The following is a 21,253-nucleotide window of genomic DNA, read 5'->3' as shown; positions in this document are numbered from 1 at the left end:
AGCTCGATTGGCAGAAATAAGATCTAAATGAATAGCAAACAACTTCAGTACTTTCTCAAAACAGCAGATAAAGGCAGTATTACAGGTGCTGCAAAAGAGCTGGGGATCGCTCAACCGGCTATTAGCCAGCAAATTTCTAGTTTGGAGCACGAATTATCTGTTCAATTATTCGAACGTGATTTTAGAGGAGTGAGACTTACGAAAAGTGGGGGGAAATTCTACCTTAGAGCTCAATCTATTATCCATCAAATGGGTTTAGCTAAAAGCGAAATTGACAATACTGAATCGAATCCCTCTGGTCAAATATCCATTGGTATGGCCCAATCAGTCTCTAATGTGTTAGCTATACCACTTACACAAGCCATTCAAAAAAACTATCCAAATGTAGAGCTCACATTACATTTTGGCAGTACTGACTTTCTAAACCAATGCCTTAGCAATGGGCAAATTGATTTATCGATTACTTATAAAAGCACCGTTACAGACAAAAATTTTTGCAGTACTCCTATAATTAAAGAGAATATCTATTTGGTGGTTGGTACTGAACACAATACAAAGGCATATGAGCAACTTGCCAAACAAGACAATATCGCGTTTAAACAGCTCGCTGAATTTGAAATCATCTTGCCCAACCAAAATGACCCCCTAGTGCAAATGCTTAATCGTTATGAAACGCAGACGGGGATTCGAATTTGGAATAAACAAAATTTTGGATTGCTGATGACCAATTTACGTTATGTAACCGATGGATTAGGCTTGATGATACTGCCGTCTTGTGCAGTATTTCATTTAGAAAAATCCAAACAAATCAAAACGATTACTATTACACAACCTGAACTTAACCGAGATGTACTGTTAGTGAATAATTCAAAACGACCGGTCAGTATTGCCATGCAAATTGTCAGTAAAACAATATTAGGACTAACAAAAGAAGCCCATTCCATGGGCAATTGGAGAGGAAAATTACTTTTTTGAGTAATGCATCATCTATTGATTATATGCGTTTAAGACAAGGCTAAGGTTTGTTCTAATGCCCTGGGCAGTGCATTTACATATTTTTGTACATCAGGGATCAGGCCCATACTCACACGAGACCAATGATTATAGTCTTGATAAATGCCTCGAATTAACACATTTTGTTCAGCCATTTTTTGCCGAAATATTTCTGCATTGCCTTGGGCCAAATCTACAAATACAAAATTAGTCGAAGAAGGCAGAGCCGTTAACCCATTTGCCTTAACTGCATCCAACACCATTTCGCGTCCCTCTACAATTTTTGACTTGGACATGTTTAAAAAGGCTTCATCGTTATAACTCGCAATAGCCGCCGCTAATCCAGCTTGGTTCATAGCATACCCACCTAAACTAAAGCGATTGATATTGGCGGTATTTTCTTCAGATCCCATCATGTAACCTACACGCATGCCTGCTAAGCCATATATTTTAGAGAAAGTTTTAGCCACTATCACGTTATGCCCTTCTCTGACCAAAGAAACCATTGAGTTTTTCTCGGGCATATCGGTCACTTCGTTATAAGCTTCATCTACCAAAACTAATGTTTTCTTAGACGCCTTAATACAAAAATCTCTTAACTTTCCAGCATCCAATAAACACCCAGTAGGATTATTCGGATTTGTTATGTGTACCATAGCGACATCAGCATCAATGGCGGCATACATGGCGTCTAAATCAATACTTAAATCAGTGGTTTTGGCTATGCGTTTGATTTTTGCACCACCAGTTTTCTGTGGAGCCTTAGCAGTAGTATCCCAAAATAAATCAGGCCCTAGTATTAGACCTTTTGTAGCAGCAGCGTTAGCAGCATAAGATAATACACCACTGGAGCCGGCACTCAATGATATCTGGCTACTATTTAAACCATTTTTCTCGGCTATCATATCAACCAGTACTTTATAAGGCTCAGCAGCATAATATGCCCCTTTAGCACTAGCTTGCATGATAGCTTTCATTGCACTTGGGCTTGGACCATAAGGATTTTCATTGGCGTTAAGTTTGGCAATGCCCGCACTTGGCCCATAGTTAATCACTGGAGCGCTATGATGACTCGCGAGGGCGTTACCCGACAAAGAAACCAATCCGCTTGCTGCCACTGCAGAAACTGTTGCTATACTGCCACGTAAAAATAATCGTCTACTTACATTGTCTGTCATGTCGTTGTCCTTTAGTTGTCTCTAATTAAATTTTAAAATGCTTTGTAATACATAGAAATGGAAACCACGACTAAATAAAGTCCAAACATTCGCTTCAGACTGCCCTCGTCCAAACTATGTGCCCATTTAGCACCAATAGGTGCTGTCAATATTGAACCCGCACTGATGGCAACAAGCGCAGGTACATTTATGTAGCCAAACGTACCGTATGGAAGATTATTGACGTTGTGCCCCATCAGCATAAAACCAATTGCGCCAGGTACACCAATAATAAAACCGACACCTGCAGCCGTTGCTACTGCTTGATGGACACTACGGTTACAAATGACCATTGTCATTACAGTAATCGTCCCGCCACCTATTCCAAGCAGAGCTGAAAATCCACCTAAAAAAGAGGCTAGCCCTACTTTAAATGCACCTTGCGGCATAGTTAATGTGTTTGAAGAGCCATTAAAAAGTCCTGGAAACAAAAAATAGATTGAATAAAATAACACCCCCGTCGCAAACACAAGGATCAAACTTTCTGGGCTTGTTTTGGAGGCTATAAATAAACCAATCAACACCCCAATAACCAACCAAACTGACCAGTCTTTTAATATTGCAAAATCAACAGTATTTGTTTTTTTATGTGCTTGCACAGAGCGAGCACTTGAGATGACAATTGATGCTAAAGAGGTACCAATAGCGACTTTTATTAATTCTCCCGATGATTCAGTAAAAAATGGAAAAACTGCTAATAAAGCCGGTACCACCACAAATCCACCACCATTTCCAAACAATCCAGCTGTAATACCCGCAATTGCCCCCGCTACACATAATGTGCCTACAAACAACAACAGTTCAACTTCCATAACACCCCTTAGCATAATTTCAATAATTGGGAATACAGAAGAAATGCTGTACTTAAAGTATTTAGCAGAATTAATGCCAGCTTTGAGAGGCCACTATTTATGGGGTGCAGGACAGCATCTAATATCAAACTGCACTAAACTAGACATTTAGTGCGCAAAAATGATGCAAAAGGAAATATGTTATTACTTTAGTAACGGACAACACATCGATTAAAAATAGCAATTATTACCAAGATATAACTTAGCTCAGTAAACAAAGTATTAAGTTAGGATAAGGTCACGTAGCTCACAGCAGTGATGATAAACGCCAAAAATATATTCAGCATTAGGCCTTCTCTGGCCATAGTTTTAATACTGAATTTATCCATACCATAAACGATTGCATTAGGTGCAGTAGCGACAGGCAACATAAAAGCGCAACTAGCACTGATGGCTGCAGGCATCATCATCAGCGCGGGATCAATACCCGCAGCAACACCCGCAGCGGCCAGTATTGGCATCAATAACGTTGCGGTAGCGGTATTTGAAGTAATTTCAGTTAAAAAAGTCACAAACAAACAAATACATAATATTAATAAGGGTACAGGTAAGTCAGATAACCCTGTTAAGCCCTCCCCCATTAAGGTACTTAATCCTGAGGCAGAAAACGCTTTTGCAATACAAATACCACCTGCGAATAACAACAGCATACCCCATGGAATGGAGACTGCCGTTTCCCAATCGAGTAACTTATCTGATTTGGCTTTTTGGACCACTTCACCAAATTTACTTTCTTTTGCAGAGGGTGCTGATTCTTCAATTTTGTTGCCACTTGGAATAAGAAACATCAATACCACACCGGCCAAAGCAATACTGCTATCGCCAATACTGGGCATATTCAACCATACCGTCCAATAAGGCCTAAACATCCAAGCCAAGGCGACCATCACAAAGGTTACCAACACGCGCTTTTCAGCTGGTTGCCAAGCCCCAGATTTCGGCAAAATATACTCTTGCGTATCTGTTAAGTTGCGGGTTAACCACCAAGCAATAACAGGAATACCAATGACGACTATAGGTACACCAGTTTTCATCCACTCCAGGAAACTAATTTCTTTACCTTGTGTTTCAAGGTAAACACTCATAAATATAATATTGGGTGGCGTACCTACGGGTGTACCTACCCCTCCTAAACTAGCGGCATACGCAATGCCCAGTAACATAGCAATAGTCAACTTGGGATCTCTTACATGTTGCAATACTGCCAGAGTAATAGGTAATAACATTAAAGTAGTGGCCGAGTTGGAAATCCACATACTTAAAATGGCGGCAGTCAACATAAAACCGAAGACCAAGCGTTTAGCACTTTTACCGCCGGTGAGATTGACTAAGTAAAACGCCAATCGACTATGTACGTTTGACTTCTCCAACGCCTTGGAGAGCATAAACGCGCCCATCAACAATAAAATAATATGGCTGCCAAGCGCTGATGCAGATTCTTTATGGGTCAACACCCCTGCCATAGGAAAACCAAAAAAGGGGATAAGCGAGGTAACAGGAATAGGTAGCGCTTCAGTGACCCATAACATGGCAGTAAACAGAGTGATAGAGGCTGTGGAAGCAATCAGGTGGGGCTGTCCAATAGCGATTAGAACAAAATACAGCACAATTGAGCTAATAGCCGATAGTAGAATTAGTTTGTTGTTAGTTTGCATAAAATTGGTCTAATACTTTGCTAGCGATTTGATATTCAGAAGTCTTTTTCAGGTTAGAGAAATCGAGACTAGACGTTTTTTTAAGGCGTTTAATTCTATCTATACTAATTTTATGCAGGCTCATACCTGAAGGTAAACCATCAATCACCTTAACTGCCCCCATTGGATCATTGCATACCAACACCATGTCACAGCCTGCAGTTATAGCCAGCTCAGCACGCTCTACAATATTGCCCATTTGTACCGCACCTTGCATCGACAAATCATCAGAAAATACCACTCCATCAAAGTCTAGTTCTTGGCGCAAAATCTGTTTAATCCAGGTTTCTGAAAAACCTGCGGGTAAATCATCTACTTCAGGATAAATAACATGAGCTGGCATCACAGCATCTAATAACCCTTGTTGATGAATAGACTTAAATATTGCCATATCAAGGTTAAAGATATCTTCACGGCTGCGTTTATCAATCGGCATAGCAACATGGGAGTCCTCAAGTACATTACCGTGTCCTGGAAAATGTTTCCCCGTTGCAGACATACCCGCTCGGTGCATGCCTTTAATAAAATCGCTGGCTAATTGCACAATTATCTGCGGTTGCTGGTGAAAACTACGATCACCAATCACCTCTGACACACCCTGTATATCAAGCACAGGGGCAAAACTAATATCAATATCGAACGCTAATAGTTCTGCTGCCATTAACCAACCAAATTGCTCACACAAATAGCCTGATTGTTGTATGTTTTCATTTGTTTGACGGTTAATGCTACCCATTGCAGGAATGTCACTGAATCCTTGACGAAAGCGCTGCACCCTGCCGCCTTCATGGTCTGTTGCAATAATAACATCGTTACGCGTAACACTTCTTATGTGCCGAACTAAGTCAAAAAGTTGTTTTTGGTCGTGATAGTTACGGCTGAATAAGATGAGCCCTCCCACTAAAGGATGGTCGAGGATATCTATTTCTTCATGTGTCAGTTCAAAGCCTGACACATCTAACATAATTGGCCCCATCAATTAGCGCTCTTCTTGGTAAAATACAAATTTAATAGACATACTATAGAGACGATCAAAACCCGCAGTCAATCAATTAATCAAAACGAAAAATATGACTTTCAAACACTCCCGTGGTTATACTCTGGAAAATCTTTATTTATGTTGTTCTCAATGAAGTTTAAAACCGTAGGTTTAATTGGCAAACAAGCACATCAAGGTGCAAATTTAAGTCTCAAGGCGTTAATAGTCTATTTGACTAAACGCGGTTGTCGGGTGCTGGTCGAAACTAAAACGGCACAAAAATTAGATACTAATGGTTTTGAATCTGCAGATATAACAGAAATTGGTAAACAAGCTGACTTAGCCATAGTTGTGGGGGGGGATGGTAATATGCTCGGCGCAGCTAGGGTTCTGGCAGAGTTCAATGTAGCTGTAGTTGGCGTTAACCGGGGTAATTTAGGTTTTTTAACCGACATCAATCCCGATGACTTTGAACCGCAACTTGATAGTATTTTTGATGGCGAATGCCAAATAGAACAACGCTTTTTGCTAGAAGTGGAAGTCTATCGAGATGGTAAAGTACAAAGCAAGGACTCTGCGGTAAACGAAGTCGTCATTCACCATGGTAAAGTAGCCCATATGATGGAATTTGAAGTGTATCTTGATGATAACTTTGTATTCAGTCAGCGCTCTGATGGTTTAATTGTCGCGACTCCCACAGGCTCTACAGCTTATTCATTATCCGGTGGAGGTCCGATTCTTACGCCTAACTTAGATGCTTTAACCTTAGTACCCATGTTTCCACACACATTAAGTAGTCGTCCCATAGTGGTAGATGCAAATAGCACAATCAAATTGAAAGTATCGCCTGAAAACACCGATAATATGCAAGTCAGTTGTGATAGTCATATTGTGCTAACGGTATTACCCGGTGACGAGATTGTCATATGTAAAAACCCCGCAAAGCTGTCTCTGATACACCCAAAAAACTACAACTATTTCAATGTTTTACGCACAAAACTTGGCTGGGGCAGTAAACTTTACTAGTCACTTGCAGTATTTTTTGTAAGAGAAAACTAGACACTGAGCAAAAGCATGTTTATATTTATAAGTACTGTATATATAAACATGCTTTTGTATGTCTTTATTGAGAATCAAAAATGCTTACTCATTTATCCATTCGTAATTTCGCCATTGTTAAAACTCTAGACGTTGATTTTAGCCAAGGTATGACCGCCATTACTGGTGAAACGGGAGCCGGCAAGTCGATATCGGTTGACGCATTAGGCTTATGTTTAGGCGATAGAGCAGACAGTAGCATGGTGCGTACCGGCGCCGATAAAGCCGAAGTATCTGCAGGTTTTAATGTCAAGCAGCTACCTGGCGCTCTGAAGTGGCTTGAAGAGCATGAACTGAAAGACGATGACGAAGTATTGATTAGGCGTGTTATATCCTCTGAGGGACGTTCTAAAGCTTTTGTTAATGGCACCCCCGTACCCTTGCAACAATTGAAACACCTTGGTCAATTTTTATTGAGTATTCATGGGCAACATGCCCATCAACAGATTTTAAAAGGTGACAGTCAGCGCGACTTACTTGATCAGTATGCTGAGCATGGCACTTTATTAACCAAGGTTGCAGATTGTTATCAAACACTGAGAACCCATCGACAACATTTTCAAAATTTATTAGAAGGTCAGCAACAACGTGAAGACCGCAGTCAATTACTGTCTTATCAAATCCAAGAACTAGACGAATATGCCTTAGCACAGGGCGAATTTGTTGCCCTAGAAATAGAACATAAAAAACTCAGCCATAGCCAAACGTTACTCGAACAAAGCCAAATTAGCTTTCACCAACTTTACGAGGCAGAGGATTTTAATGCCTTGTCGGCGGTACAAAGCAGTGTTGACCGGTTAACTGAGTTACAACAGCATGATCCTAGTCTCGCACCTATTGTGACTATGTTAGCTGAAGCTTGTATTCAAATAGACGAAGCGGCTAATGAATTGAGAGCTTATACCGAACAGCTTGAAATCGACCCAATGCGTATGCAAAACGTCGAAGCTCGATATTCTCAAGCATTAGATTTATCCAGAAAGCATAATGTTCAACCTGAGACGTTATATGGGTTTCATCAACAACTCACCACAGAATTTAATGAGTTAGTCAAAGACGACTCATTGTTAGAAGAATTAAAAACTCAACTATGCCAACTTGAACAACAATATCATCAGGCCGCCAACAAACTCAGCCAATCAAGACAAAAAGCCGCAAAATCTTTCGCTAAACAAGTCGAACAGCATATTCACCAAATGAACATGGCTGATGCAGTGTTTAAAATTAATGTTGAACATCAGACGCAAGGCACACCTAATAAACTTGGCTTGGATACAGTACAATTTGTGGTATCGACTAACAAAGGGCAAGCCTTGGACAACCTTGAAAAAGTCGTCTCGGGCGGAGAATTGTCACGGATTGGTTTGGCCATTCAAGTGATTAGCTCAAGGAATAATGATATTGCGACCATGATTTTTGATGAAGTTGACAGTGGTATAAGTGGTTCAACAGCATCTGTGGTAGGCCAATTATTACGTAAGTTAGGTGACAGTGCCCAGGTTATTTGTGTCACTCACCTCCCCCAAGTAGCGGCTAGAGCGCACAACCAGATGTTTGTCACTAAGTTCAGTGACAAAAAAACCACAGAAACCCATATGCTTTGTTTACAGGAAAGTGAACGAATTGAAGAATTGGCGCGTCTACTAGCAGGAGATACTCTTACCGAGTCAGCCATAGCGAATGCCAGAGAATTACTACAAATCAGTAATTCATAACAATTAGGCATTGATTGCGCTAACGCGGCTGGGTTAGGATGCCACGTTAATTAAGTGTGAATTACTCACACATTTGCCTTTTTTACCTTTTTCACGCTGAGATATTGAGTAACAATGAAGTTTAAAAATTTACTGGTTATATTAACCGCCACTATGATGTTGTCAGCTTGTGCTGATTGGATTTTCCGAATTGATATACCACAAGGTAACTTTTTGGATGAAAAAGATGTTAAGAAACTTAGGATAGACATGACTAAAGAACAGGTTGTATTTGTTCTGGGTAAACCTGTTTTAGAAGATGCTTTCGATCACGATACTTGGTACTACCTGTATCAAATGAAACGAGGCATGAAACAACGTGGTGAAGACTTTCGCAAAGATCTCACTATTACATTTGTTGATGATAAAGTGACTGAGGTAACAGGCGATTTTGAATTATCAGATGAATTTAATATTTCGTTAGATCAATAACTTATTTTCCTATCTAATAGCTTCCGATGAGTTGCATCGGAAGCTTTCCTTTATGCGACTTTTAATTTTAACCTTAAATGCACTGTCACTTCCTCTCTGTTGTGATACAGGTGTTTCGCTTGCAATACATATTTCCCTACTTGGTGAGCCTGCATAACCTCTTCAATTATCTTTAATGCGCCCTGAACCGACTCGTAACGTTTTTTCATAGGTAATTTAAGGTTAAACATCGCCTCTTTACAACGGCCATCCGCCACCCAATTAGCCATGAGTTTGGCTACTTTTTGAGGTTGCTCAATCATGTCACAGACTAACCAGTAAACATTTTTCTTTTTAGGCTGAAATTTAAACCCATCTTCAGCGCAATAGGTCACCTGCCCGGTTTCCATAAGCCCTACATCCATAGCACCATTATCAACTGCTTGCACAAACATCCCTCGCTTTACCAGTTGATAGGTCCACCCACCTGGGCAAGCCCCCAGGTCAACGGCATATAGTCCTCCCTGAAGGCGCACGTCATGCTCTTCTTTAGGAATAAAAGTATGAAAGGCTTCATCAAGTTTTAAGGTGGAACGACTTGGCGCATCATGGGGGAACTTCAAACGTAAAATACCTAACGCCAAAGGTGAATTATTGTGTGTAAATGAATAACCAATATAAGCTTTATTGGTTTTTGTAAAAAATACATGTAATACAGGTTTTTTATGATTATCTTTAGTCGTTAACCTGTTCTTTTTACGCAACGCTTGTCTAAAGGGCACGCTTATCTTTCTACAGAACTTCGATAGCTCTCTGCCATGAGACGTATCAGCATATTCGACCCGTAATTCACCACATAACGGAAAACCTTCACATGCATCTAAAAGTGGGCCAATACGATCTGCCACGTCCATATTATCTATCACGAGTTGACAAGCAAATTGCTGGCGGGCAAAAATCAGTTTATCGAACAATAATGTGTTCGCTAATAACTCAGCATGCTCTTCTTGATAACAAGTAAACAAAACAAAACCACTGTTGGCTTGGGTTTTTGAATAACCAAACACATCCAATTGACTGGCTTTCTCCTGAACTTCATTCGCCATATCGTTTTCAAACCCACTGCGGCAATACAACAATAATCCGGCCATGGTTTAATTCACTCCTTTTAAGGTCGCTGCTATCAGCAAAACCCAGCCAATAATAAAACAGGCTCCCCCGAGGGGGGTGACAGGGCCAAACCATTTAATTTGGGTGAGCGCCAACATATACAAACTGCCGCTAAACAAAATAATACCCGCAAACATAAAACCTGCGCTGTATACCAGCAATGATTGGGGCATTTGACGATACAAAATGACTAATAAAATCAGGGCAAGGCTATGATACATCTGATACTGCACACCCGTTTGAAAGGTGCTTAATAGGGTGTCGGATAACTTACTTTTAAGGCCATGGGCAGCAAAGGCACCCAACACAACCGACAACATGGCACTGAATGCTGCACAACTCAATACAATTTTAATCACAATTTTACTCACGGTAGAACAAACAGGTTAGCGAAAGTTATCATTCATCTAAACATAACAGTAACAAAAACCAGCGAGCTAAGCTCATTATTCAACCTTCAATTCTACATTCTACCAGCACTGTTCACGACCCATTCTAAGGGTTGCGTGAGTGCAATCAGTCATACCCCCCGACTTCTATATATTCATCCATAAGTAAAACTAAAAGCATTGGTATCACAAAGGACAAACAAACACAGGGAAAAAGAAAATTGCGGATTCATTGAAAAGATAAATATCTATCACTTATTGATAATAGATCTCAATTAAGCCTGACGCGCTACAATGAGAGGTCAGATGCCAATCAGTAACGACGCCATCTGCACCAAGTGTACTGAGAAATCGGGCAGTCGGTTTGTCGATAATAAAATATCGATTTTACCAAGGGGTGACATTCCATCGGCTCTGACTCACTAGCTTTAGCTGCCTTGGCACAGATTGGTGTGGTGTTTGAAGAGGTGACGCATGTCAACAAGCTAAAGTTACCTTATTTTTTGATACCTTGGCGTGGATAAGTTTCTTCATATTTGCGTAAAGCAATATTCAGAGCTGGTCTACGTAATAACGGTAAGCGCTTATTTTAGATTCTAAATTATTTGAAAACATATGATTAGTAAACGAAAATTAGCCAACTTTCACATCCTCAAAGACATAAAAGACAAGTAAATACGGAAAACATGATGCATTATATATTTTCAAGTTGTGAAAAATAGTGATTTTTTATTTTTACATGTACTAGAGGGCCGCGGTTTATGAAGATTGAAAGACAGCAGATAAAAGGCTACGCATATGGCGCGATACAGCCTTCGCTTATCTTGCGTTTCAGTGATGCTCCATCAGTAACAGACATACTTACTATACGACTTGCGGAATTGAGAGAAAGCCTGCCTTCCTTTAAAGACGACAACCGGTTTTCAGCTGACAGTTTACTGGTTGACCTTGACACAGCCCCAGCAATCTATGTCATAATAATTGATATATTGAACCACCACTGCGGGGACCAAAGGTTTACGCCCATTAAGTTGTTTGAGGAGGGAGGCGCATTATGCTTTGCCATCCCAACACTTTCTCCCGCCATGAGTATATTTAACGCCAACGCCTTACAGCCCCTATTATCAAACATGGGCCGAGGTATGATACATGAAGATATTATTGAATTTGCAGACAAACAGAAGAAACAAGCGCGCCGTTTTCTACCAGCAGGAACTAACGCAGGCAACTTTATTGCTGCTGCCGCCGAGCGAAAAATTCCATTCAATATATTCAACCAGAGCTATATCATCTTCGGCTATGGAAGTGGCTCAAGTATCTTCAGCAGCTCGATCACCGACCAAGAAAGTGCCATTGGCGTCACACTGGCAAAAAGTAAAGTTGATACGAACCGTCTATTGAAAATGTCTGGCTTCCCTGTTGCTGAGCAGGCGCGTGTTAACACAGTTGAGGAAGCAGTGTCCTTTGCAGAAAAAATCGGTTACCCAGTCGTTCTCAAGCCTGAAGCTGAAGAGCAAGGTCGGGGAGTATTTGCAAATATTATTGATAAAACTGAGCTAAAGCAATGCTTCGATAATGCTTCGGCTAATTATAAAAGTTTAATACTGGAAAAATTCATTAAAGGATTTTCCTACCGTGTACATGTGCATCATGGAAAGGTAATGGATGTATGGAAAATGGAACCAGCTAGTATCATAGGCGATGGAAATTCATCCATTAGAGATATTATCAATGTTAGAAATATGACGCCAGAGCATAATTCTATAAATACATCTCTGAAGCCGATACCTATCGACAATGTTACTACTTTAAATTTGAAAAAATTAGGTCTGACGCTAAGCTCCATTCCCAGTAATGGTGAAAAAATTATATTAGCAGCAACTTCAAACGAAAGTCGCGGTGGTACATCCCAAGATTTTCTTTCGTTTCTGCATCCACAGAATGCAGAGCTATGCGTGCAAGCTACTCAAACATTAAGCCTTAATATAAGTGGTGTTGACCTTATTTCAGAGGATGCATCAGAACCATGGCGAACAAACAATACGATTGTGTGCGAAGTAAATAGTCAGCCACAGTTTGGTGATCTCAAACATGGCTCTCACCTTTATAATGACATCATAGAGCGGATTCCACCGAATGTTACTTCGATTAAGCTGGGGGTTTCGAAAAAATTTAAACAAAATTCTGTAAATATTTTTAACAAAGCGGTGTCTAAAATAATAATTCAATGCACTCCCATGTATCTGCTTAGTCATGGCAGTCCGGCGCAGTATTTTGATGAAATATCTTTTGAAGATGATGTTTCTGTGGAAGAGCGCCAGAAGCTAGATTCTATGGTTATTAAAGTGCTACCGATCCCGTTTTTATGACCCATCCAAGTTCACCTTGTGACAGTTCTATCGTGACATATCATCAAATCTATTTCCAGAATGATGACTTTGAGTTTAATCCTCGATTTCATCTGACTTTTATGAACGCTTCAATTGGGTTATCTAAGCGTGTTGTTTAATGTTTATCCCTCCTCCTTTGTTGTGACACAGGATGCTGAGCAGCTCCAGAGGATACGCAAATTAAAGGGTGTTTTTATACAATAGGCGAATCAGAACACCGAATAGAAAATTTATTTCAAGGGAGATACAAAGATATTGATCTTGTTATATCGGATATTGGCAAATCGGTTTGGGATACATTACAACATCAGATATTTTTAGTTGATGAGGTTTTTGTTGCAAAGCATCTAGTAATACAAGATGGATTGGCAGATGATTAACTAAATATTTCCTTAAAGCATTGCAGTGCTATTGCCATAACTGCTTGTTAAATACCAAGTTCAAGGTATTAATAAACATAAAATTTATTATAATGTTTAATGCTCTGGTAGCTACACGCAAAACAAGCAGGTGATTACTTTGGCTTCTATTATTCTAAAATAAGTCGCTTTGTTATAAATACATGACCTGCTTCCCAGAGGTGCAGTAGTGTTGTGGGGGCAATAATTCAATAACTAGCTGGCTAAGTCTCTTTTTTATTCACCAATGACGGTTCATTACATTCCTATAATGAACCCACGGATTAGTGATTCATACTGCCCATCAATTTCCGAGTTAATACTTGATAACCAGAACCCAGCAACCTAACCAAGAAGTGGATCACATGGGCATCAGCCCCAATCATAATTCGGGCTTTGTTTCTTAACACCCCTTTTAAAATAGTTTGTGCTGCTTGTGTGGGGGTTGTTCTGGCCAACTTATCAAAATTTTTGGTCATCAACTCTTTATCATCACTATGACTTACCCGTGCATTTCTCGCGATATCAGTTGCAATGCCACCTGGGTGAACACAGCTCACCCCTACAGTATGACCATCTGCAATCATTTCTTGGATAAGTGCTTCTGTGTAGCCCCTAACTGCAAATTTAGAGGCATTATAACTACCCTGAGAAGGTAAGCTGATCATGCCGAACACACTAGATATATTCACAATATGGCCGTCACCACTTTGCTTTAAATAAGGTAAAAATGCCTCAGTGCCATTCACCACCCCCCAAAAATTAATATTCATTAGCCAATCGAAGTCCTCACGCTTAACCTCATCTAGCTTTGCCGATAAAGCAACACCTGCATTATTCACTAATAGGTTAATATGACCAAAATCTTCACTCACTTGTTTTGCATGATCGAAAAATAATGACTTGTCAGCAACATCTAATATGTAGGTTTTAACGTTTGCACCAGATGGTCCAGAATCGATGATCAACTTTGTTTTTAGTAATCCCTTTTGATCCACATCAGATAAGGCTAAATGACATCCTTTTCCAGCTAATTCAATGGCTAATGCCTGACCAATACCTGAGCCAGCCCCCGTTATAACCGCTACTTTATTTTTGAAATGTTTCATTATTATTATTCTCTTTATTCACATTAAAATAAATAACTTAGACCCTCAATGTACTTAGTATTTTAAGAAGCGCGGACGTAGGACGAAATACGCTAGGACATTTACTTTGGGTGAAGTTTTAAAAACTTTATTCAGCGTTGCTCAATTAAAATCACACTAAATCTACTTCATTCTAGTGCTTTGATTAAGATCTTTTAAATATTCTTTGTGTGTACATTTATCTATTGGCGTTGCTATGACGCCTTGTAATGACTAGGTTCAGGAGCAATGGAGTCAAGTCATTTGAACAATAAGACTATTAAAAGGTTAAAGGTTAAAGGTTAAAGGTTAAAAATTGATATTGCGCTTATCAGCTATCATGCAATATTTGTCTTAAATAATGGCTGGCAAGTGATACTGGTGAGCTCAATCAGCGACTTATCACAAGTTTTCGACGATAATTTCGCATTTCAATTGTGTAAAAAACCTGAGAGTACGCTGTAATTTAAAAATGATCACTACTTCTATTCACTAAAAGTTGCCATTCAAACCACATAAAAACATGCATTATCTCCTCTAAAGGTTCCTTTACAAAAAACGTTGGTGTTAAACATTACGTCCACCTACCAGTTCAAATCATCTGGAATATCATAGTCTGCATACCAGTCATCGTCTTCGCTACTTTTTTGATCCGCATCACTAATATTGTCGGCGCGATAAACAACAATACCCCCATCTCGCTCAGCAATTTTATTGGCAACTGGCATGGGTACTAACTCATATCTATCATTAAACTTTACGATTGCGAGCTTACCTTGGCTGATTTGTTTTTGAGTGACTTGACTGACGAACATACGTTTGATCAATGTGCCATCAGTAAAGTTACAGGTAACTTCTTCTTTGCGACCAGAGCCACCAAATTTTGGTTGTTTATTGGCTTCAATGAGCTGTTTAATTTGCGCCACAAGTGCCTTTTTATCAGCTTCTTGTTTGGTTTTTTGGTTCAGTTGTCTGTCTTTAACTTTTTTAGCTTCCACTATTTTTTCAGCAGCTAATTTTGCTTCGTTGGTTTGTTCTACATTGTGGTTTTTTTGCGCTTTGACTTGTTTGTTTTTTTGTTGGCGAACTTGATTAGCTTTTTTCTTATTCGTTAAACCAGCTTTCAGTAATTGTTCTTGTAATGAGAGGGCCATAATTGAATGCCATTTTGATTAATTTTAAAATACTACGGCAGCCTAAAGCTGCCGTAAAAGAGTAAAAGCGAAACTCAAATTTATTTTTTAGGTTTCTTGCGCTTATCTTCTGCTATCCATTTTCCGTCGGTACACCATGCAGACCAGCCAGTTGCTTTGCCTTCTTCATTTTCTGACATCACATATTGCTGTTTGGTTTTACGGCTGTAACGCACAATAGCCGGACTACCATCAGGATCTTTGGCAGGCGCATCTGCCAAATAATAAAATTTTGGCGAAATCCTGTTCCTAAATTTAGCAAGTTCCTCAACTTTTGGGGCACGGGTTTCTCTTGATTTAGGGAAGTTGTGGGCGGCTAAGAAAATACCAGATGCACCATCTCTTAGTACAAAGTGAGCATCTGATTTAACACACTCAAGCTCTGGTAAGTCAGTAGGATCTTCCTTAGGTGGAGCCGCCTCGCCATTTCTAAGTAACTTACGGGTATTTTTACACTCTTCGTTAGTACAACCAAAATATTTACCAAAGCGACCGCTCTTTAATTCCATGTTAGATTGGCACTTATCACATTCAATAATAGGCCCCTCGTAACCTTTTATCTTAAAGGTGCCTTTTTCCACATAAATCCCTTCACATGATGGTGAGTTACCACATATGTGAATCTTACGAGATTCATCCACCAAATAACTATCCATAGCTGTACCACAGACATCACAACGGCGTTTTGAGCGTAATACTTCGGTCTCTAATTCGTCTTCATCTTCAACCTTGGTGACTTCATCACCTGAGGTCAAATTCATGGTGCCAGTGCATCGTTCTTTAGGGGGTAAACTGTAACCAGAACATCCTAAAAACACCCCTGTGCTCGCGGTGCGGACATTCATTGGACGCTCGCATTTACCACAAGCTATATCAGTAGGTATGGCTTGATTTAAACGCATACCGCCTTCTTCAGGAGATTTTTCTGCAACTCTTAATTTCTGCTCAAAATCCACATAAAAATTGTCTAGTACTCCTTTCCATGAGGCTTTTCCTTCGGCTATTGCATCTAACTGCTGTTCCATATTCGCAGTGAAATCATAACCAATTAGATCATCAAAATTTTCCATCAAACGATCGTTGACTATCTCCCCCATTTTTTCAGCATAGAATCGCTTACTCTCGATTCTTGCATAGCCTCTATCTTGGATAGTAGAGATAATACTGGCGTAAGTAGAAGGACGACCGATGCCACGTTTTTCTAATTCTTTTACTAAAGATGCTTCATTAAAACGCGCTACAGGTTTGGTAAAATGTTGCTTCGGATCTAGGGTTTTAAGGGCTAAATTTTCGCCTTCTTTAACATCAGGCAACAATAAATCTTCTTCACCTTTCTTACGCTGTGGGTTTTGTACTTTAGTCCAACCGTCAAACTTCAAAACACGACCTTTAGCAGTCAGTTCAAAATCACCCGCTTTAACTCTAATAGTGCTTGCATCATATTTTGCAACTGTCATTTGACAGGCAACAAACTGACGCCAAATCAATTCGTATAAGCGTTGAGCATCACGCTCTACATCACTAATCGACTCAGACTTTAATAATACATTAGACGGACGAATGGCTTCATGCGCTTCTTGCGCACCTTCTTTACTCCCATATTTAATGGGGTTTTCCGGTAAATAATTATCACCAAAATTGTCGGTAATATAATCACGACAGCCATCTACCGCTTCTTTACCTAAATGGGTCGAATCAGTACGCATATAGGTTATATGACCTGCTTCGTATAAACGCTGTGCCATCATCATAGTTTTCTTCACACCAAAGCCTAAACGGGTGCTTGCGGCTTGTTGTAAAGTAGAAGTAATAAAGGGCGCCGAAGGTTTACTTTTAGTCGGTCTAGATTCGCGACTCACCACTTGATAACTTGCGTTTTTTAAGAAATCTACTGCCTTGTGAGTTTGCATTTTATTGACGGGTTTAAATGCTGCACCATTTTCTCTGACAACTTGCATACGCAAATTGGTTTGTTTTGAGGTATTTAAATCCGCGTGTAGATCCCAAAATTCTTCAGGTACAAAAGCTTTAATTTCGCGTTCACGTTCCACAACTAATCGTACAGCAACAGACTGAACACGCCCTGCAGACAAGCCACGTGCGACCTTTTTCCACAATAATGGCGAGACCATGAAACCTACAACGCGATCCAGAAAACGTCTGGCTTGTTGGGCATTCGCCATTTCAATATTCAATTCACCTGGTTTAGAAAAGGCCTCTTGAATTGCATTTTTAGTAATTTCGTTAAATACCACACGCTGAAAATTTTTGCCGGGTTCGTCAATTAATTCGCGTAAGTGCCAAGCAATGGCTTCCCCTTCCCTATCCAAATCCGTCGCAAGATAGACAGTATCAGCATTTTTTGCCAACTTTTTGAGTTCGTTAACTACTTTTTCCTTGCCTTCAAGCACATCATAATGTGCATACCAATCATGTTTAGGATCGATACCCATACGATCAACAAGTTTTTTATATTCATAATCGCGTAAATAATTTTCACGCTTTTTATCGGAGAGAAGTTTGAGCTCTTTTGCGGGTTTTTTAGGCGCAACTTTGCCCACAGCCTTGTGAGGAAGATCTCGAACGTGACCGACACTAGATTTAACTATAAAATCTTTGCCGAGATATTTATTAATCGTTTTTGCCTTTGCCGGTGATTCGACAATGACTAGATGCTTTGCCATAAATTGGTTTTAACCTTTGATTTTACAGGTATTTATTGGTCAGACAAACGCAAAGTCGCGTTTATCTCTTAAAAATGCTTTATAACATATATCGACAAAATGAATAGAAAACAAGTTCTTCTTCATACTTATCTAATATTCTTTTTCATACTTATCTAATATTCTTTTTTTTCAGAAGCTTACATCGCTCATTTTTCGAACAGCTGGATTGGCATAACAAACTAAAACAGTATAATGCTCACACATTGGTTTTTTAAAAGCGATTTCAAACAATATATATCGGTTTTACATCACCCAATTGTCATTGAAAAATAAAAAGTAGGAGAGGTGTAAATGAAACAGTTTGAAGCCAATTTTGATGGACTAGTAGGACCCACCCATAATTACGCAGGGTTATCATATGGAAACGTAGCGTCACTAAATAATGCAAGCGCATCAAGCAGCCCTAAACAGGCCGCCAAGCAAGGGCTAAAGAAAATGAAGGCCCTAGCTGACCTTGGTATGGTTCAAGGTGTTCTGGCGCCGCAGGAGCGCCCTGACATTGCTTCGCTTCGCAGATTAGGCTTCAGCGGAACCGATGCTAATGTTTTAGCCATGGCTGCAAAACAGGCACCGGCTATTTTTCAAGCATGTTGCTCAGCTTCAAGTATGTGGACTGCCAATGCAGCAACTGTCTCACCCAGTGCTGATACAAGTGATGGAAAAATTCACTTTACTCCAGCAAATTTGACAAATAAGTATCATCGTTCACTAGAGCCTCAGGTTACAGGTAGAATTCTGCAAGCAACCTTTGCCAACAAACAACACTTTGCCCATCATCTCCACTTACCTGATAACGAACATTTTGGGGATGAAGGCGCGGCTAACCATACCCGCCTTTGCAGCGACTATGGCAAAACAGGTCTCGAAATGTTTGTTTACGGACGCCATGCTTTTAATACAAGTAAACCCGCACCTAAAAAATTCCCTGCCCGTCAGACCATAGAGGCGAGTCAGGCCGTGGTGAGATTACATGGACTTAATGATGACAATGTGGTGTATGTTCAACAAAACCCCAATCTAATTGATCAGGGAGTGTTTCATAATGATGTCATCGCTGTTGGTAATCAAAATGTATTGTTCTATCACGAACAAGCGTTCTATCAGTCATCACATGCGATAGCCGAAATCAAACAAAAATTTGTGGGTGATGACTTGCACTTAATTTGTGTAAAAACCGATGAAGTGAGTGTGCAAGACGCCATCAAAACTTATTTGTTTAACACTCAAATTATCACACTGGCCAATGGTGACATGGCCATTATTGCGCCGACCGACTGTAAAGAAAACCCTGCTGTATCGGCCTATTTAACAAATCTGGTTGCACAAAACACACCGATTAAACAGGTGTACTACCATGATGTGAAAGAGAGTATGCGTAACGGTGGAGGACCGGCTTGTTTGCGGTTAAGAGTCGCCATGATCGACAAAGAATATGCAGCGGTTAATCAAAGTACCTTAATCAACGATAGACAGTTTGAGCGATTAAATGCTTGGGTGGACAAACATTATCGCGACACTCTACATGTAGATGATTTGAGCGATCCGCAATTATTGATTGAGTCCAGAACGGCGTTAGATGAGTTAACCCAGTTATTAAATTTGGGTTCGGTTTACCATTTTCAGCAAGTCTAATTTATTGTTGAAGAATTTATTAGCCAGCCCAATATTTTTTGGGATGGCAAACATCTACAAAGCATTATCGCAGGTTAAATTTGCACCATCATCTATAAATGTTCCAGGATTAGCTGGATCTTCAACTGAATTTAATCCAGTACCAAAGGGGTTACTGTTTGGCGGAGTCGTTTCCAAAACCAAATCAGCTGCGGATGCAGATAAGGTGAAAAATTGACTGGCTTGTGACTCGCTGCCTGATACTGGGGTACTTGCAGTTATCTTGATCTCCCCCCAAGCAGCGAATGTTTTAGCATATCGTAATTCGATAATAGCTTGACCATTTTCATCCGTAACAATATCTCCGTCAATCGACACAATGTTAACAGGTGTTAACCCGCCATCACCATTTAAATTCTCATTAGGGTCTTCAATACCATCGCCATCTACATCCTCGTTTGCACAACCAATAGTGCGAACGGCAAACCCAATAATTCAAAGTCATTCAATACTCGGGAATGCACTCCAGAACCCCTTATAGAAAGCTGGACGAATAACTTGATAATTAGGGTCGACGGGCTCAGCATTGGGTTCAAGAAGTTCCGTATACTTTACAGGGGTTCCGGTCACACTTAATTCAACATCGCTCACCAGGGTTTGAATTGGCATCCGTAACAAAAACAGTAAACTTTTTCAGGTAACTGGTTTCATCTTGCGCCTCAATTAGATTTCCTGTACCAATTGAAATAAATTGAGCTCTGTTAGCAACTGTCAGCTCAATACTTACATCAATTCCAGAATCTAGGCTCTGTCGCTGAGATAGTAATTGCCATTCTCTGTTGTCACATATTAACGAGGTATATAACGGTTGAAGCCAAGCCATTACTGTCGGTTACTGCAGATGCAGGGGATATTTCACCACCGCTTACAATCGTCGGCATTAACGTTAACCGTTTTACCTTTAACTAGATTGCCGTCTGAATCACGGTAATACCGCCAGGTAATAGTGCTTTTTTGACCAGATGGTCCAATAGAACTGGGGCTGGCAGATAAAATAATGTTATTAACATCAGTCGCGATAAATTCTACCAATGCACTGGCATTGACTATATTGTCATTGATATCTTTACCTTGCGCCGAAACCACAGCACGACCGGCGTTAGCAGATGAAATTTGAAAACTCGCTTTACCGTCTGCGTCTGTAGCAACACTGCTAGTATTTAACGTACCTCTCGTAGTGGTTAGGGGTTAT

Annotated in this window: 18 protein-coding genes; 6 read left to right on the top strand and 12 right to left on the bottom strand. The window is 40.0% G+C overall.

What is annotated here, in order from left to right; all coding sequences use genetic code 11:
* Positions 1 to 27 precede the first annotated feature (27 nt).
* On the top strand, positions 28 to 975 hold the full coding sequence (locus Q0Y52_RS12805; protein WP_297822152.1) for a LysR family transcriptional regulator: 948 nt from the start codon (positions 28 to 30) through the stop codon (positions 973 to 975).
* Positions 976 to 1,004: 29 nt separating this feature from the next.
* Here Q0Y52_RS12805 and Q0Y52_RS12800 read toward each other — a convergent pair whose 3' ends face one another.
* From Q0Y52_RS12800 to nagZ, 4 genes are all read right to left on the bottom strand, one after another.
* The gene (locus Q0Y52_RS12800) at positions 1,005 to 2,171 is read right to left on the bottom strand and encodes a histidinol-phosphate transaminase (protein WP_297822150.1); all 1,167 of its coding nucleotides are present in this window, start codon (positions 2,169 to 2,171) and stop codon (positions 1,005 to 1,007) included.
* A gap of 32 nt (positions 2,172 to 2,203) precedes the next feature.
* Positions 2,204 to 3,022 carry a sulfite exporter TauE/SafE family protein gene (locus Q0Y52_RS12795; RefSeq protein WP_297822147.1) on the bottom strand — a complete coding sequence of 273 codons (819 nt, stop codon included), beginning with the start codon at positions 3,020 to 3,022 and terminating at the stop codon, positions 2,204 to 2,206.
* A 266-nt stretch (positions 3,023 to 3,288) separates the two neighbouring features.
* Positions 3,289 to 4,716 (bottom strand): SLC13 family permease, encoded by a 1,428-nt coding sequence (locus tag Q0Y52_RS12790; RefSeq protein WP_297822145.1) that lies wholly within the window; start codon positions 4,714 to 4,716, stop codon positions 3,289 to 3,291.
* A complete protein-coding gene (gene nagZ, locus Q0Y52_RS12785; protein ID WP_297822143.1) occupies positions 4,706 to 5,719 on the bottom strand; it encodes a beta-N-acetylhexosaminidase in 1,014 nt (337 codons plus the stop codon). Before nagZ ends, Q0Y52_RS12790 begins: the two co-directional genes overlap by 11 nt.
* A 165-nt stretch (positions 5,720 to 5,884) precedes the next feature.
* Between nagZ and nadK the strand changes: the two genes are divergently transcribed.
* The 3 genes from nadK to bamE all read left to right on the top strand — a co-directional run bounded on the left by nadK (position 5,885) and on the right by bamE (position 9,018).
* Positions 5,885 to 6,760, top strand: coding sequence for an NAD(+) kinase (gene nadK, locus Q0Y52_RS12780; protein WP_271862112.1), 876 nt, complete (start codon positions 5,885 to 5,887; stop codon positions 6,758 to 6,760).
* A gap of 113 nt (positions 6,761 to 6,873) precedes the next feature.
* Positions 6,874 to 8,547, top strand: a complete 1,674-nt coding sequence (recN, locus tag Q0Y52_RS12775; RefSeq protein WP_297822141.1) for a DNA repair protein RecN — start codon at positions 6,874 to 6,876, stop codon at positions 8,545 to 8,547.
* Positions 8,548 to 8,661: 114 nt separating this feature from the next.
* On the top strand, positions 8,662 to 9,018 hold the full coding sequence (gene bamE, locus Q0Y52_RS12770) for an outer membrane protein assembly factor BamE (protein WP_271862109.1): 357 nt from the start codon (positions 8,662 to 8,664) through the stop codon (positions 9,016 to 9,018).
* Between the two features lie 50 nt (positions 9,019 to 9,068).
* Here the strand turns inward: bamE and rlmM are convergent, their stop codons facing one another.
* The gene (rlmM, locus tag Q0Y52_RS12765; protein ID WP_297822138.1) at positions 9,069 to 10,148 is read right to left on the bottom strand and encodes a 23S rRNA (cytidine(2498)-2'-O)-methyltransferase RlmM; all 1,080 of its coding nucleotides are present in this window, start codon (positions 10,146 to 10,148) and stop codon (positions 9,069 to 9,071) included.
* 3 nt (positions 10,149 to 10,151) lie between these two features.
* Entirely contained in the window at positions 10,152 to 10,487 is a 336-nt protein-coding gene (locus Q0Y52_RS12760) for a DUF423 domain-containing protein (RefSeq protein WP_271862113.1), read from the bottom strand.
* An 830-nt stretch (positions 10,488 to 11,317) separates the two neighbouring features.
* Between Q0Y52_RS12760 and Q0Y52_RS12755 the strand changes: the two genes are divergently transcribed.
* Positions 11,318 to 12,925, top strand: a complete 1,608-nt coding sequence (locus Q0Y52_RS12755; protein ID WP_297822136.1) for an acetate--CoA ligase family protein — start codon at positions 11,318 to 11,320, stop codon at positions 12,923 to 12,925.
* A 703-nt stretch (positions 12,926 to 13,628) separates the two neighbouring features.
* Here the strand turns inward: Q0Y52_RS12755 and Q0Y52_RS12750 are convergent.
* The 3 genes from Q0Y52_RS12750 to topA form a co-directional block, all read right to left on the bottom strand.
* Positions 13,629 to 14,453, bottom strand: coding sequence for an SDR family oxidoreductase (locus Q0Y52_RS12750; RefSeq protein ID WP_297822134.1), 825 nt, complete (start codon positions 14,451 to 14,453; stop codon positions 13,629 to 13,631).
* A gap of 602 nt (positions 14,454 to 15,055) precedes the next feature.
* Entirely contained in the window at positions 15,056 to 15,625 is a 570-nt protein-coding gene (locus Q0Y52_RS12745; protein ID WP_297822132.1) for a DUF2058 domain-containing protein, read from the bottom strand.
* An 80-nt stretch (positions 15,626 to 15,705) separates the two neighbouring features.
* Entirely contained in the window at positions 15,706 to 18,348 is a 2,643-nt protein-coding gene (gene topA, locus Q0Y52_RS12740) for a type I DNA topoisomerase (RefSeq protein ID WP_297822130.1), read from the bottom strand.
* Between the two features lie 333 nt (positions 18,349 to 18,681).
* Between topA and astB the strand changes: the two genes are divergently transcribed.
* Entirely contained in the window at positions 18,682 to 20,022 is a 1,341-nt protein-coding gene (astB, locus tag Q0Y52_RS12735) for an N-succinylarginine dihydrolase (protein ID WP_297822128.1), read from the top strand.
* A 54-nt stretch (positions 20,023 to 20,076) separates the two neighbouring features.
* Here the strand turns inward: astB and Q0Y52_RS12730 are convergent, their stop codons facing one another.
* From Q0Y52_RS12730 to Q0Y52_RS12720, 3 genes are all read right to left on the bottom strand, one after another.
* Positions 20,077 to 20,379 carry a hypothetical protein gene (locus Q0Y52_RS12730; RefSeq protein ID WP_297822126.1) on the bottom strand — a complete coding sequence of 101 codons (303 nt, stop codon included), beginning with the start codon at positions 20,377 to 20,379 and terminating at the stop codon, positions 20,077 to 20,079.
* A 259-nt stretch (positions 20,380 to 20,638) separates the two neighbouring features.
* Complete coding sequence (locus Q0Y52_RS12725; RefSeq protein ID WP_297822124.1) at positions 20,639 to 20,884, bottom strand: hypothetical protein; 246 nt, start codon at positions 20,882 to 20,884, stop codon at positions 20,639 to 20,641.
* A 32-nt stretch (positions 20,885 to 20,916) separates the two neighbouring features.
* On the bottom strand, positions 20,917 to 21,147 hold the full coding sequence (locus Q0Y52_RS12720; RefSeq protein WP_297822122.1) for a hypothetical protein: 231 nt from the start codon (positions 21,145 to 21,147) through the stop codon (positions 20,917 to 20,919).
* Between the last annotated feature and the right edge of the window lie 106 nt (positions 21,148 to 21,253).

The sequence above is a fragment of the uncultured Paraglaciecola sp. genome, assembly GCF_943787955.1.
Taxonomy (GTDB): domain Bacteria; phylum Pseudomonadota; class Gammaproteobacteria; order Enterobacterales; family Alteromonadaceae; genus Paraglaciecola.
The sequence above is the reverse complement of the archived record's forward strand: the minus strand, read 5'-3'. Positions and strand labels throughout refer to the sequence as shown.

Excerpts from the sequence above, each read along its gene's own strand:
- Q0Y52_RS12790 (WP_297822145.1), bottom strand. The coding sequence starts at position 4,716 with ATGCAAACTAACAACAAACTAATTCTACTATCGGCTATTAGCTCAATT.
- Q0Y52_RS12725 (WP_297822124.1), bottom strand. The coding sequence starts at position 20,884 with ATGGCTTGGCTTCAACCGTTATATACCTCGTTAATATGTGACAACAGA.
- Q0Y52_RS12805 (WP_297822152.1), top strand. The coding sequence starts at position 28 with ATGAATAGCAAACAACTTCAGTACTTTCTCAAAACAGCAGATAAAGGC.
- Q0Y52_RS12795 (WP_297822147.1), bottom strand. The coding sequence starts at position 3,022 with ATGGAAGTTGAACTGTTGTTGTTTGTAGGCACATTATGTGTAGCGGGG.
- Q0Y52_RS12760 (WP_271862113.1), bottom strand. The coding sequence starts at position 10,487 with ATGTTGTCGGTTGTGTTGGGTGCCTTTGCTGCCCATGGCCTTAAAAGT.
- topA (WP_297822130.1), bottom strand. The coding sequence starts at position 18,348 with ATGGCAAAGCATCTAGTCATTGTCGAATCACCGGCAAAGGCAAAAACG.
- nadK (WP_271862112.1), top strand. The coding sequence starts at position 5,885 with ATGAAGTTTAAAACCGTAGGTTTAATTGGCAAACAAGCACATCAAGGT.
- rlmM (WP_297822138.1), bottom strand. The coding sequence starts at position 10,148 with ATGGCCGGATTATTGTTGTATTGCCGCAGTGGGTTTGAAAACGATATG.
- Q0Y52_RS12800 (WP_297822150.1), bottom strand. The coding sequence starts at position 2,171 with ATGACAGACAATGTAAGTAGACGATTATTTTTACGTGGCAGTATAGCA.
- bamE (WP_271862109.1), top strand. The coding sequence starts at position 8,662 with ATGAAGTTTAAAAATTTACTGGTTATATTAACCGCCACTATGATGTTG.
- Q0Y52_RS12755 (WP_297822136.1), top strand. The coding sequence starts at position 11,318 with ATGAAGATTGAAAGACAGCAGATAAAAGGCTACGCATATGGCGCGATA.
- Q0Y52_RS12745 (WP_297822132.1), bottom strand. The coding sequence starts at position 15,625 with ATGGCCCTCTCATTACAAGAACAATTACTGAAAGCTGGTTTAACGAAT.
- astB (WP_297822128.1), top strand. The coding sequence starts at position 18,682 with ATGAAACAGTTTGAAGCCAATTTTGATGGACTAGTAGGACCCACCCAT.
- nagZ (WP_297822143.1), bottom strand. The coding sequence starts at position 5,719 with ATGTTAGATGTGTCAGGCTTTGAACTGACACATGAAGAAATAGATATC.
- Q0Y52_RS12750 (WP_297822134.1), bottom strand. The coding sequence starts at position 14,453 with ATGAAACATTTCAAAAATAAAGTAGCGGTTATAACGGGGGCTGGCTCA.
- recN (WP_297822141.1), top strand. The coding sequence starts at position 6,874 with ATGCTTACTCATTTATCCATTCGTAATTTCGCCATTGTTAAAACTCTA.